Raw genomic sequence first — 13,342 nt, 5'->3', positions numbered from 1 at the left:
TTCATGAACGGAGGGTGTTGCCATGTGGCGTTTGCCAGTGCGCATCACGTTGGAAGTGAAGAGGATGCGGACGAGTTGGCAGCTCATTGTCCGCATCCAATTCGACTACTGATCCAGGAAGGCGGGCGTAAGCTCGCCTTCCACTCCCGAGATTATCATCATCCGACATCCATCAGCAACCAACGCATCCCGTCTTAGTGTGAAAAAATACACGCATTGCGAGAATGGGATTGATGAGTCCGAGCCTTGATGAGAAGCTTCATCGTTCTCAGCGAAAGCAGCAGCGCCGAGCCAGCCGGCGCGACCGTGGGGGATGGGCTCCCCGGCTGTGGCGAGAGCCTCGCCTGTGAACAGGAGGTGCATGCCATGTGGCAATTGCCAGTGCGCATCACGCTTGAAGTGAAAAGGACGCGGACGAGTTGGCAGCTCATTGTCCGCGTCCAATTCATATTTTGAGCAAAAGGAAGGCGGGCGAGAGCTCGCCTTCCACTCCGTCAGATTATCACCGTCCCACCGAAACGGCAACTATTGTGGATCGCTTGCATGGATGCGTTGCACTCATGGCGCGAATGTCGTTGATGCGATCAAAGTAAAATGAGAACATCCCGGGTCCGCAGCGGAAGCAGCAGCGCCGAGTCAGCCGACGCGACCGTGGGAGATGGGCTCCCCGGCTGTGGCGAGAGCCTCGCCTGCGAACAGGAGATATGTGTCATGTGGCATCTGCCAGTGCGCATAACGTTCGAAATAAAGAGGACGCGGACGAGCTGGTCCCTCGTGATCCGCGTCCAACTTTATAGATAACGAAACGGAAGGCGGGCGAAAGCTCGCCTTCCACTCCAGATATAGTCGAATTCCCGCCATTCCGCAACGATGGCCGCTCAGTGCGGCGCATCTGCCCCTTGCCGCTCCCCGGATGATCCGTTAGAGCGAGGGCCTTGAGAAAACCGACGTCCGGATCAGCCCGCCATGAATGACAAGCCCAAGAAACCGCAGAAGCTCAAGGCCCGCCTGCCGCGCGGCTTCGTCGATCGCGAGGCGGCCGATATCAGGGCCGTCAACGAGATGACGGCGAAGATCCGCGAGGTCTATGAGCGCTATGGTTTCGATCCCATCGAGACGCCGCTGTTCGAATATACCGATGCGCTGGGCAAGTTCCTGCCGGACAGCGACCGTCCCAATGAAGGGGTGTTCTCGCTGCAGGACGACGACGAACAGTGGATGAGCCTGCGCTATGACCTGACCGCGCCGCTCGCCCGGCATGTCGCGGAGAATTTCCAGGAAATTCAGCTGCCTTATCGCACCTATCGCGCCGGCTATGTGTTCCGCAACGAAAAGCCCGGCCCCGGCCGCTTCCGCCAGTTCATGCAGTTCGACGCCGACACGGTGGGCGCGGCCGGCGTGCAGGCCGACGCCGAAATGTGCATGATGATGGCCGATACGCTGGAAGCGCTGGGCATCAAGCGCGGCGACTATGTGATCCGCGTGAACAATCGCAAGGTGCTGGATGGCGTGATGGAAGCCATCGGTCTTGGCGGTGAGGAGAATGCTGGACGTAGGCTGACCGTGCTGCGCGCGATCGACAAGCTCGATAAGTTTGGGCCGGAAGGCGTAAAGTTATTGCTCGGGGCGGGTCGGAAGGATGAAAGTGGAGACTTTACCAAGGGCGCTGGTCTGGATGAAGATCAAATCGGTAGGGTCGAAACTCTCTTGCAGGTAGAGCGATTTGCAGGAATGAGTATCACGGCCTTTGCTGGGGATCCTTCCAACTTCGCATCGGAGCGCACAGTCACGAACGAGCGGGTAGTAACCGCCGCTAATGTGGCCGTGATTGGAAGCTCAATTGGAGTCGACGGACTGAACGAGCTGCGGGCAATAGCTGAAGTCGTCGAAGCTTGCGGATATGGACGTGACCGCATCAAGATTGACCCTTCCGTCGTCCGCGGCCTCGAATATTACACCGGCCCCGTCTATGAGGCCGAACTCACCTTCGACGTCACCAATGAAAAAGGCGAAAAGGTGGTCTTCGGCTCGGTCGGCGGCGGCGGGCGCTATGATGGTCTTGTGTCCCGCTTCATGGGCCAGCCCGTGCCGGCGACAGGCTTTTCCATTGGCGTCTCCCGCCTGATGACGGCGCTCAAGAATCTCGGCAAGCTCGGGGCCGATGAGGTGGTCGCCCCCGTGGTCGTTTGCGTCATGGATCGCGACGTCGAAAGCCTCGGCCGCTACCAGAAATTCGTCCAGGATCTGCGCCATGCCGGCATCCGCGCCGAAATGTATCAGGGCAACAAGAAGAATTTCGGCGATCAGCTGAAATATGCCGACCGCCGCTCAGCCCCGCTCGCCATCATCCAGGGCTCGAGCGAACGCGAGGCTGGCGAGGTGCAGATCAAGGATCTGATCGAGGGCAAGCGTCTGTCGGGCGAGATCACCGACAATGTCGCCTGGCGCGAAGCCCGCGTGGCGCAGGTCGCCGTGCCCGAGAGTGAACTGGTTGAGAAGGTTCGCGAGATGCTGGCCGCTCAGGCTGAAGATCGTCGGCGTTCGGGCGAATAGTCGACATGACCGTTATTGGCCTGGATCACATTCAAATCGCGATGCCAAGGGGGCGGGAAGATGATGCGCGCGCTTTTTATAGTGCGATCCTCGGATTTTCTGAGATCAAGAAACCGGATGCACTGTTTGACCGCGGCGGTTGCTGGTTCGTTGCAGGCGATGTGAAGCTACATCTGGGCGTTGAGGAGAGTTTTAAGCCCGCTCTAAAGGCGCATCCGGCATTTCTGGTGGAGAGCGCCGCGATGATGGAAACGCGCCTGACCGCCTCCGGCTATTTGATCAGCCGCGATGCCCCCTTGCAGGGCTATCAGAGATTCTTCGTGTCGGATCCATTTGGAAACCGGATCGAGATTATGCAACGAACGAAAGATTGAGGGAACTGAGATGCCCCTGATCAACAGCCCCGCTTTCGCCGCCGATCTCTTCGCGCTCTTCACCGAACTTGGTACGGAGCGCGTCGACACGCCGATCATCCAGCCCGCCGCGCCCTTTCTGGACATGGCCGGCGAGGATCTGCGTCGGCGCATTTTTCTCACCGAAAGCGAAACCGGCGAAAGCCTGTGCCTCCGGCCGGAATTCACCATTCCTGTCTGTCTTCGCCATATCGAGACTGCCACCGGCACGCCCAAGCGTTACGCCTATCTCGGCGAAGTCTTCCGCCAGCGTCGCGAAGGCGGCAGTGAATTCTATCAGGCGGGCATCGAGGATCTCGGCGATCAGGATTTCGCCCGCGCCGACGCTCGCACCGTGGCCGACGCGATCGCCTGCCTGACGCGCACCCTCAAGGGCAAGGTCTTCGCCGTCACCATCGGCGATCAAGCGGTGTTCGAAGCCGTCGTCGCAGCGCTCGGCCTGCCAACGGGCTGGCAGAAGCGGCTCGTGCGCGCCTTTGGCCAGACCGATCTGCTCGAAGCCATGATTGCGCGTCTCGCGCGGCCCGAGCCGATCGCCGGGCTCGACCCCAAGGTCGAGGCGATGCTGGAGGCTGGCGACGATGAAGGGCTCGCCGCCCATATCGAAGCGGAGATGGAGCGCACCGGCTATCTCACCAACGCCAGCCGCTCGCCTGCAGATATCCTCCGCCGCCTTAAGGAAAAGCGGACGCTGGCCGGCGCCTCGCTGGACACCGCCAAGCTCGACGCGCTCAAGGAATTTCTGTCGTTGAATGTCAGCCTGCGCTATGCGCCGGGCGTGTTGGCCGATTTCGCCCGCGCTGCCGGTTTGCCGCTGGAAAAGGCGATCTCAGGTTTCGACGCGCGCGTGGCGGCTTTCGCCCAAGCCGGCGTGTCCTTGGCCGACATCACCTGGCGCGCCGCCTTCGGCCGTCCGCTCGATTATTACACCGGGCTCGTCTTTGAGATCACCGAGCGCGGCGACCACCGGGTATTGGCCGGCGGCGGTCGCTATGATCGCATGTTGACGCTGCTCGGCGCCGCCGATCACATTCCCGCTGTGGGCTTCGCCCTCTGGCTCGACCGCATCGAGGCGGTGAAGGGAGAGACGAGATGATCACCATCGCGCTGCCCTCCAAGGGCCGGATGAAGGACGACGCGTTGGCGATCTTTGAGCGCGCCGGCATGAAGATCGTGCAGGTCGGCAATGACCGCTCCTATCGCGGCCGCGTCGAAGGCGTCGACGATGTCGAGATCGCCTTCCTCTCGGCGTCTGAAATCGCCCGCGAAGTCGGCGCCGGAACCGTCGATTTCGGCGTCACCGGCGAAGACCTGATGCGCGAAGACGTCGCCGATGTCGACAGGCGCGCCGAATTCTGCGTTCGGCTCGGCTTCGGCCATGCCGATGTCGTCGTCGCCGCGCCTGAGATCTGGCTGGATGTCGATTCCATGGCCGATCTGGCCGATGTCGCCGCCGATTTCCGCGCCCGCCATGGCCGCCGCCTTGCCATCGCCACCAAATATTGGCGACTGACGCAGCAGTTCTTCTCGCGCACCCATGGCATCCAGCTCTACCGGATCGTGGAAAGCCTCGGCGCCACCGAAGGCGCGCCGGCGGTCGGCCAGGCGGATATCATCGTCGACATCACCTCGACCGGGTCGACCCTCAAAGCCAATCACCTCAAGATCCTCTCGGACGGCGTCATCCTCCGCTCCCAAGCCTGCCTTGTGCGGGCGCGCAAGCCGGAGCATGAGGGCGACAGGCGGATCGGCGAGATCGTGGCTGCCGTCAGGGCGGCGCTTTAGGATAATTCTCGGTCAGCCTCGCGCCACCCTGTTGTGAGATAGGTTAACCATTATGGGGCACGATTACAGTGCATTTGGTCGATTCGGCCTTGAACCGGATCGCTCACCGGAGTGATGGCCTGATGAAAGCGCAGTTGAAGCCGAGAATTAATCTGGAAGGGCGCACGCCCCTCGAAACGGTGATCCCGCTCGAGACGCCCTTCATTGTATTCGTCGATCCCGCGAGTTCCTGCAATTTCAAATGCACCTTCTGCCCCACCGGCCATCGCGAACTGATCGCCGAGACCGGACGATATCAAGGCGCGATGAAATATGAGGTCTTCACCAAGGTGATCGACGACCTCGCCGCTTTCGGCAAACCGATCAAGGTGCTGCGCATGTACAAGGATGGCGAGCCCTTCCTGAACAAGCGCCTCGCGGACATGATCCGCTACGCCAAGCAGTCGGCCTATGTTGACTACATCGACACCACCACCAACGGCACTTTCTTGACGCCCGAACGGCTCGCGCCCGTCATCGAGGCCGGCCTCGACAAGATCAACATCTCCGTCGACGGCATGACCAATGAGACCTATCAGAAGTTCACCGGCTTCAATTTCGATTTCCCGAAATTCGTCGAGGGCGTGAAATGGCTCTATGACAACAAGGGCGACATGGAAGTGTCGATCAAGATCCCCGGCGAGCTCATCACCGAGGCGCAGCGCCAGGAATTCTTCGACACCTTCGGCGATTATTGCGACCGTATCTTCATCGAGAATTTCGCGCCCTGTTGGCCCGAGTTCAATGTCGAAGAGCGCTCCGGCATCAAGATCGGCGATGTCGGCATCTACCAGCAGGAACTGCGTCCTACCGACACCTGCCCCTATATCTTCTACGCCATGAGCGTGAACGCCGATGGCCTCGTATCGTCCTGCTTCCTCGATTGGGGCCGAAAGCTGGTGATCGGCGATGTCCGCACCGAGCCGTTGTCGAAGATCTGGATGTCGGACAAGATGAACGCGCTCCGCCTTCAGCATCTCGAAGGCCGCCGCTGCGAGAACAAGGTCTGCGGCTCTTGCGGCCAGCTCACCCACTGCCTGCCCGATAATATCGATGATCATCGCGAAATGCTGCTCGAACGCTTCCGCGCCAAGGTCAAGATCAATCCGGCGGTACCCGCTCCGGGCGGCCTTAAAATGCCGACGCCCGTCGCCGCTGAATGAACATCCTGCATGTGACGGCCCATCTGGGCGGCGGCGTCGGCAAGGCGCATGCCGCCTTGAGCGCCGCCATGCCGCCTTCGATCCGACGCACCTATCTCCTGCTCGAAGAGGCGCGCGATCGCCGCTATGCGGATGAAATCGCCGATCACGGCGTGGAAGTGCGCATGGCCCGCGGCTTGAACGATATCGCGGCGCAGGCCGCCCAAGCCGACATCGTCCAGGTCGAATTCTGGAACCATCCGCGTCTCTACGAATGCCTGGCGTCCGATCTCCTGCCGCCGATGCGATCGGTTTTCTGGTCGCATGTCTCCGGTCTGTTCCGGCCGGTGATCGATTCACGTCTTTTTGAGACTGTTCATCGCTTCGTCTTCACGACGCCGGCGTCTCTTGCCCTTGGTCGTGCACTGCCAGAAAGCGTGAAGGCGCGCCTGTCCAGTATCGGCAGCGGCTTCGGTTTCGAAAACAGGGGTGAAACAGCGCCGCCTGACGGCGCTCCCATCTGCTATCTCGGCACCGTGGACTTCGTGAAGATGCATCCCGGTTTGTTCGACGCGATCGACGGTATGCGGTATGACGCCATCGTCGCCATCTGGGGCGCGGTTGATCCCGAAGGCGACGTGGCGGCCCGCGCCCGCGCCATGCGCCGCCCGGAGCGGGTGATGTTCATGGGTCAGACAGACGATCCCAGAGCGGCTCTTTCGGCCTCCCGCATCTTTTTCTATCTACTGCAGCCCGATCACTATGGCACGGCGGAGAATGCGCTGATCGAGGCGATGTCGTTGGGCCTCGTTCCTGTGGTGCTCGCCAATCCTGCGGAGCAGGCGATCGTCACCCATGGCGGTGACGGCCTCGTCGCGGGCTCTGTTGCGGATTGCGCGGCCTTGTTGGATGGCTTGCTGGACGATCCCGCCCGATGCGCGGCTCTCGGTCGCGTGGCGGCCGAGCGGGCAAAGAGCTTTTCGGCGGAAAGATCGGCGGACGCCTTCCTCCGTCTCTGGTCCGAGGTGCTGCGAGAGGACAAGCGGAAACCGGATTTTGCCGCCATCATCGGCGCGACGCCGTTGGATTGGCTGCGCAGCACGCAAGGTCGCGCGGAGACGTCGGGCAAGCCGACGGCCGAACGCGCCGCCAAGGGCACGCTCGCCCATTTTCGTGCTGCTTTCCCCGATCATTCCTGCTGGACAGAGCTGGACGGCTGAACGCCTCAGACGGCCACGCCGCCGCACATCAGGCCGATCGGCGCCAGGAAGTTGCGGATCACCCGGTAAAATTCGATGGCGTTGCGTGCACCGCCGATGTGGCGGTCGACCATCAGAGTCGTGCCATGCAGGCCGCGGCGGCGTTCGAGCGGGCGAGGGCCGGTGAATTTCGGCTGGAAGAGATGGGCGTGCCGTCCGCCCTCCCAAAGCGCCAGAGCCTGCCGATAGCCGGCGCATTTGGCGTCGAAACGGGCGGGGTCGGTCTCGCCGATGCAGTCGATCAGGATCGCGCGGATCACATGTTCGGGCGCGCCGCTCCAGGCGGCCCCCATTTCGGTGAACAGCGCAGCCTGGATTTCAATGATGCCGCCGGTGACGCCGAGGCCGGCATGAAACGGGAAGTCGGCGCGCCGGACAAATCGCGCCGGCGTCGCATAAGGACGCTGGTCGACGATCGACAGAGGGCGCGGGCAGAAGACGAAGTTCTCGCCGATCAACATCACCCGCGCCGCCCATTCCCATTGCGGCAGGTCATGATCGCGTCCGGCTGTGCGAATAGTGCCGGCGATGTTGAGCGCGAGCTCCCGCGACAGAATGCCGTGATAGAGGCCGAAGGGCGCCTTTGGCGTCGCAAGGCTGCCCTCCCAGAGAAAGAACGCCTTGAGGAGATTGGTTTTCTCGTAGGGGAACGGGTCGAAGCCGGTGGGGAGACCGACCGATTCGTCCCGCGCGGGGTCGGCGTCGGCGCTGATGGGTATGGCGTTCCAGGCCAGTGCGTCGACCTTGCCGATCTTGGCCTTCACCGCATCGGCAATCCGCCCGGCCTCGGGCTCGAAGCCGTCGCGCGGCTTGACCAGCGAAATCCAGGCGCCGGTGGAGGCTTCGACGGCGGCGCTCCAAAGCGCCAGCGAAGAGGTCGGTCGAGCCGCGGGAATGAACAGGCGCGCCCGCGAATCCTGCGCGGCCAGCGCCTCAAGATCAAGCGCCGCCGCCGTCTCCCGATCAGGCGCGGCGAGCAGGATTTCGAGATCGGCTCCCTTGTTCTCGGCGAGCGAAGTCAGCAGTTCGGCCGGACATTCGTCGCGCGTTTCCACCGGAATGATCAGGGAAAGTGTGGCCAAAACCTGCTCCAGAAAAAGAAGTAGGACAGACCAGCCTTGGAGAGACGCGAAGGCGGTTCGCGTCCCACGCGCGGCTTTTGGCCGTGGCGGCTGTCCATGACGCTGTTGGTAAGGCGTCTATCTTGAGCGAAGCTTAGGCTTTTCGGCGCTGGCTTGCATCAGCCTTGACGGAATGCCGAAAGCTCAGAACGCCGCCACGCGGTCGAGTTCCCCGAGCGGGGTCACGCGCGACAGCAGCGCGCGCGCCTCCTCGACGTCGCGATTCATCTGGGCGATCAAAGGGTCGAGCCCATCATATTTCTCCTCCGGCCGCAGGAAGCCGAAGAAGGACACCGAACAGTTCTGGCCGTAGAGATCGCCTGAAAAGTCGAACAGCATGGTTTCGAGCAGCGCCGCGCCGTTATCCGTCACGGTCGGGCGGTAGCCGAAGCTTGCGACGCCGTCATGGATGGCGCCGTCCTGCTTGCGGAAACGCACGGCGTAAACGCCGGGGCGAAGGCCGCATTCCGGCGGCAGCGCCATATTGGCGGTCGGAAAGCCGATGGTGCGGCCGAGTTTCTTGCCATGGATAACAGGCGCTTCGACCGTGTAGCGATAACCGAGAAGACCAGCCGCTTGCGACACATCGCCTTCGCCGATCAGCGTGCGAACGCGGCTCGAGGAGACGACTTCCGCATTCTCGTCACGAAAGGCGTCGACAAGCGTAACGCCGAAGCCATGGCGGCCGCCGGCTTCAAGCAGAAAGGCCGGCCCGCCCTCCCGCCCCCTGCCGAAGTGAAAATCGAAGCCGGTCACTACGTGCCGCACGCCGATCCAGTCTTTCAGGATCGATTGAATGAATTCTTCCGCAGACCGACCGGAAAAAGCGCGGTCGAAGGGATATTCGAGCACGGCGTTGAAGCCCATGGATTCCAGAAGCCGAGCCTTGAGAGGCGCAGGCGTCAGCCGGAAGACAGGCTTGTCTGGATTGAACACCGTGCGTGGATGCGGCTCAAAGGTTAATGCGAGCGTCGGCGCGCCGACCGCTTTGGCGATGTCCAGCGCCCGGGACAACACCGCCTGGTGGCCGCGATGCACCCCGTCGAAATTGCCGATCGCCAACACGCCGCCTTCGAGCGACTGAGGCAGATCGCCGCGATTTTCGTTTCGGTGAAACACGGTCATGCGCGGCGTATCCCTCTCAGGCGAGGCGCGGCATCCACCAGCGCGGTTCGGCCTGGTGGGCGGCGAGGAAGGCGTTCATCCGGTCGACATCGGTCACACTGCCGGTCATGTAGTCGCGGGCATGGATACCGGCGGAAATATAGAGAAGATCAAGCCCTTGGCTGATCGCCCCCTTGACGTCGGTCGGCATGCCGTCCCCGATGGCAAGCACGCGGGCGCGATCAATTGGGCCACGCGCGTCTTCCGCCGCGGCGAGCGAGGCGGCATAGATCGGCGCATACGGCTTTCCGGCGATGCTGGTTGCGCCGCCGAGTTCGGCATACAGCGCTGCAAGCGCGCCGGCGCAAGGAATGAGCCTGTGGCCGCGCTCGACCACGAGGTCGGGATTGGCGCAGATCATCGTCAGGCCGCGCGCAGCAAGGGCCGCCAGCCTGTCGCGATACATTTCCGGCGTCTCGGTTTCGTCATCCTTGAAACCGCTACAGACGACAATTTCGCCCTCCTCGTCGGTCACGATATTGACGCCCAGTCCTTCGAGAAGGGGCGTGTCGCGGTCGGCGCCGATGAACGCGATGTTCCTGGGGCCTTCGGAGATAAGCTTGCGGGTGACGTCGCCGGAGCTGACGATCCGGTCATAGGCGTCGCGGGCGACGCCGATCGCGTCGAGCTGGGAAACGACGTCCTTGCCCGGGCGAGGAGAATTGGTGATCAGCACCACCGTCGCGCCGGCGTCGCGGATGGCTTTCAGTGCTAGAGGCGCTTCCGGGAAGGGGCTTACGCCATTGTGCAGAACGCCCCAGACATCGCAAAGGATCACGTCGTAATGCGAGACGATGTCTCGTAGGGACTCGATGCGCTCCGCCATTTCATTCTCCAGAAAAATGATCGCGCCCCAAATCGCAAAATGGGGCGCGGAACACAAGAGAGAATATGTCTCAGGCCGCTCCGCGATCGAAGTTTGGCCGGCGTGACGTCATAGGTTGCGTATATAGGCGGAAAGCCTGTCTGCCGCCTGCGACACGATCGCAGGATCTCTCAGGAAGCAGGCGCGCATGAAACTCTCTCCGCCGGGGCCGAAGGCTGTTCCGGGAGCCAGGCCCACGCCTGCTTTGTCGACGATGTCGAAAGCCGCCTTGCGGGAATCCGTCACGCCGTCGATCTTCAGGAAAGTGTAGAGCGCGCCGTCGGGCTTCAGCGTCGCCACGCGGTTGGTGGCGATCAGCGCGTCGCAGAGAATATCCCGCGAGGCCTTCGCCTTTTCGAAATTCGCCCGCATGACGTGGTCGCCTTGATCGAGCGCGACGACGGCGCCGCGTTGGATGAACTCGGCGACGCCCGACGTCGCATACTGCACCAGGTTTTCGAACACCTGTCCTGTTTCTGGCGGCGCAACGATCCAGCCTATCCGCCAGCCGGTCATCGACCAGTTCTTTGAGAAGGAATTGACGAACAGGATCTTGTCGCCGTCCGTCATCACGTCGAGAAAGGACGGCGCCCGCGCGGCGGAGAAGGAGTAGAGCGCATAGATCTCGTCGGCGATGATCCAGAGATCATGGGCGCGGGCGAGCGAGAGCAGGGCTTCGAGATCGGCGCGCGTCGCCGTCCAGCCGCAGGGGTTCGACGGCGTGTTGATGAACAACGCCCGCGTCTTGGCGGTGACCGCCTTCTCGACCTTGGCGATATCGAGGCTCCAGGCTCCATCCACGAAATCGAGCACGGCCGGAACTGCCTTGCCGCCGGAGATTTCGAGGGAGGCGGCGAAATTGGGCCAGGCCGGCGACAGATAGATCGCCTCGTCCCCCGGCTTCACGACCGCTTCGATGGAAAGCTTGATGGCCTGCATGCCCGAGCCGACCACATAGAAATGCTCCGGCGGCAGCCGCTTGTTGAAGTGCCGGGCGTAGTAATTCGACAGCGCCTGGCGCAATTCGGGAATGCCGCGCTGATAGGTGTAGAAAGTCTGGCCGGCATTCAGCGACGCAATCGCCGCATCCGCGATGAATTGCGGCGTCGGGTTGTCGCCTTCCCCCACCCAGAGCGGAATCAGATTGTCCCGCGTGCGGGCGTAATTGACGATTTCGACGATGCCGCTTTCCGGGGCGGCGAGTGATTGCGGCGAAAGACTTTCAAGCAAGGACATGAGGTCGGCTCCATTGGGTGAGACCTCATAGCCCGATTTGTCCGGTAGATCTCATGAGAATTGTTGAATGGAGCTTCAACGTCAGTGACCGGTCGGCAAAGACTTTGTTGGTCTTCGCCGACTGTCTGATCCTCAATGCCAGGCGTCAGCCGTATCGGCCTTCTTGCGCGCCATGAAATCGAGCAATTCCTCGTCGACCGCCTCGTCGAGTGGCGGCGCCTGGTATTCATCGAGCATGCGCTTCCAGCGCTTGTTGGCGCGGGTCGCCATGTCGGTCGAGCCGCCTTCTTCCGACCACTTCTCGAAAGGCTCGTTGTCGGAGACCTCGGTGTCCCAGAAGGCTGTCTGGTAGTTGCGCAGCGTATGGCCGCTGCCGAGAAAATGACTGCCGGGACCGACTTCCTGAAAGGCGTCCATCGCCAAGGCGTTGTCGTCGACCTCCACCCCCTTGAGGTAGGAATGCAGCGCGCCGCAGAAGTCCATGTCCATGACGAATTTTTCGTAGGACATCGACAAGAGCCCATCGAGGAAGCCCGCCGAATGCAGAATGAAATTGGCGCCGCAATGGACGGCCGACATCATCGACATCACGCCTTCTTGCATCGCCTGCGCGTCCGGAAGCTTCGAGTTGGAGAAATTGCCGGCGCAGCGCAACGGCAGCTTCAGCCGGCGTGCGAGCTGTCCCACCACCATGGAGCCGATCGCCGGCTCCGGCGTGCCGAAGGTGGGCGAACCCGAGCGCAGCGACATCGACGACAGGAAATTGCCGAAGATCACCGGCGCGCCGGGCCGTTCGAGTTGGGTGAGGGCGCAGCCGGCCAGCGTCTCCGCCCAGGCTTGCGCGATCGCGCCTGCATTGGTGACCGGACCCATCGCGCCGCCGAGAATGAAGGGAACGATGACGGCGGCCTGATTGGCGCGGGCATAGGCGCGGAGCGCTTTCGTCATGGTGCCGTCCCAGACGAGCGGCGAGTTGACGTTGACATTGCCCAGGATCACGCAATTCGCGTCGACGAAATCGCGGCCAAACACGATCCGCGCCATGTCTATGGATTCTTCGGCGCGTGATTCCGCCGTCACCGAGCCCATGAAGGCGCGGTCCGAATATTTGAGATGGCTATAGACCATGTCGAGATGGCGTTTATTGACCGGCAGATCGACCGGTTCGCAGATCGTGCCGCCCGAGTGGTGGAGCCAGGGGCTGGAATAAGCCAGTTTGATGAAGTTGCGAAAATCCTCGATCGTGCCGTAGCGCCGGCCGCGATCGAGATCCATCACGAAGGGCGAGCCATAGGCCGGAGAAAACACCACATTGCGGCCGCCTATTTCGACATTGCGGGCCGGATTGCGGGCATGCTGCGTGAATGTGGCCGGCGCGGTAGAGACGATCTCCAGCAGCATGCCGGGGTCGAATGTGACGCGGAGGCCGTCGATCTTAGCGCCCGCCTTCCGCCAGAGGTCCAGCGCTTCCTGGTCGTCGCGGAATTCGATGCCAATCTCGGCCAGAATTCGCTCGCCCGTCGCTTCGATCCGCAACAGCGATTCCTCGCTGAGAATGTCATAGGTGGGAATGTTCCTGACGATATAGGGTACGCCGAGCGGGCGTGCGGCCGGGTCGCGGCGCTTGCCGCGCTCACGCCTGGTTTTCGGTTCCTGATCGAGGACGGCGTCGGTCTGGCTCATGCGTCTGTTCCCTTATGGTGGGCGCTAGCCTATGCCCCACGAGCGCATTTGTATTCTTCCAAAATTTGGGGGCTTGCTATAA

Annotated in this window: 11 protein-coding genes; 6 read left to right on the top strand and 5 right to left on the bottom strand. The window is 62.1% G+C overall.

Translation table 11 applies throughout. From position 1 onward, the window contains the following. The first annotated feature begins 966 nt into the window (after positions 1-966). The 6 genes from hisS to E8Q41_RS17465 all read left to right on the top strand — a co-directional run bounded on the left by hisS (position 967) and on the right by E8Q41_RS17465 (position 7,152). The gene (gene hisS / locus E8Q41_RS17490; RefSeq protein WP_137156841.1) at positions 967-2,553 is read left to right on the top strand and encodes a histidine--tRNA ligase; all 1,587 of its coding nucleotides are present in this window, start codon (positions 967-969) and stop codon (positions 2,551-2,553) included. Positions 2,554-2,558: 5 nt separating this feature from the next. After that, complete coding sequence (locus E8Q41_RS17485; protein ID WP_137156840.1) at positions 2,559-2,927, top strand: VOC family protein; 369 nt, start codon at positions 2,559-2,561, stop codon at positions 2,925-2,927. Positions 2,928-2,937: 10 nt separating this feature from the next. Beyond that, positions 2,938-4,062 (top strand): ATP phosphoribosyltransferase regulatory subunit, encoded by a 1,125-nt coding sequence (locus tag E8Q41_RS17480; protein ID WP_137156839.1) that lies wholly within the window; start codon positions 2,938-2,940, stop codon positions 4,060-4,062. Next, the gene (gene hisG, locus E8Q41_RS17475; RefSeq protein ID WP_137156838.1) at positions 4,059-4,751 is read left to right on the top strand and encodes an ATP phosphoribosyltransferase; all 693 of its coding nucleotides are present in this window, start codon (positions 4,059-4,061) and stop codon (positions 4,749-4,751) included. Before E8Q41_RS17480 ends, hisG begins: the two co-directional genes overlap by 4 nt. A 122-nt stretch (positions 4,752-4,873) precedes the next feature. Then, on the top strand, positions 4,874-5,953 hold the full coding sequence (locus E8Q41_RS17470) for a radical SAM protein (RefSeq protein ID WP_137156837.1): 1,080 nt from the start codon (positions 4,874-4,876) through the stop codon (positions 5,951-5,953). After that, on the top strand, positions 5,950-7,152 hold the full coding sequence (locus E8Q41_RS17465; RefSeq protein WP_137156836.1) for a glycosyltransferase: 1,203 nt from the start codon (positions 5,950-5,952) through the stop codon (positions 7,150-7,152). Before E8Q41_RS17470 ends, E8Q41_RS17465 begins: the two co-directional genes overlap by 4 nt. A 5-nt stretch (positions 7,153-7,157) precedes the next feature. On the opposite strand, the gene E8Q41_RS17460 is transcribed toward E8Q41_RS17465, so the two are convergent. From E8Q41_RS17460 to E8Q41_RS17440, 5 genes are all read right to left on the bottom strand, one after another. After that, the gene (locus E8Q41_RS17460; protein WP_137156835.1) at positions 7,158-8,273 is read right to left on the bottom strand and encodes a hypothetical protein; all 1,116 of its coding nucleotides are present in this window, start codon (positions 8,271-8,273) and stop codon (positions 7,158-7,160) included. 183 nt (positions 8,274-8,456) lie between these two features. Continuing rightward, the gene (locus tag E8Q41_RS17455; RefSeq protein ID WP_137156834.1) at positions 8,457-9,437 is read right to left on the bottom strand and encodes a bifunctional riboflavin kinase/FAD synthetase; all 981 of its coding nucleotides are present in this window, start codon (positions 9,435-9,437) and stop codon (positions 8,457-8,459) included. A gap of 16 nt (positions 9,438-9,453) precedes the next feature. Further along, the gene (locus E8Q41_RS17450) at positions 9,454-10,302 is read right to left on the bottom strand and encodes a TIGR01459 family HAD-type hydrolase (RefSeq protein ID WP_137156833.1); all 849 of its coding nucleotides are present in this window, start codon (positions 10,300-10,302) and stop codon (positions 9,454-9,456) included. A gap of 108 nt (positions 10,303-10,410) precedes the next feature. Continuing rightward, on the bottom strand, positions 10,411-11,577 hold the full coding sequence (locus tag E8Q41_RS17445; protein WP_137156832.1) for a pyridoxal phosphate-dependent aminotransferase: 1,167 nt from the start codon (positions 11,575-11,577) through the stop codon (positions 10,411-10,413). 132 nt (positions 11,578-11,709) lie between these two features. After that, on the bottom strand, positions 11,710-13,260 hold the full coding sequence (locus tag E8Q41_RS17440) for a trimethylamine methyltransferase family protein (protein ID WP_137156831.1): 1,551 nt from the start codon (positions 13,258-13,260) through the stop codon (positions 11,710-11,712). Between the last annotated feature and the right edge of the window lie 82 nt (positions 13,261-13,342).

Source organism: Rhizobium sp. FKL33 (assembly GCF_005222915.1).
GTDB lineage: Bacteria > Pseudomonadota > Alphaproteobacteria > Rhizobiales > Rhizobiaceae > Rhizobium_E.
The sequence above is the reverse complement of the archived record's forward strand: the minus strand, read 5'-3'. Positions and strand labels throughout refer to the sequence as shown.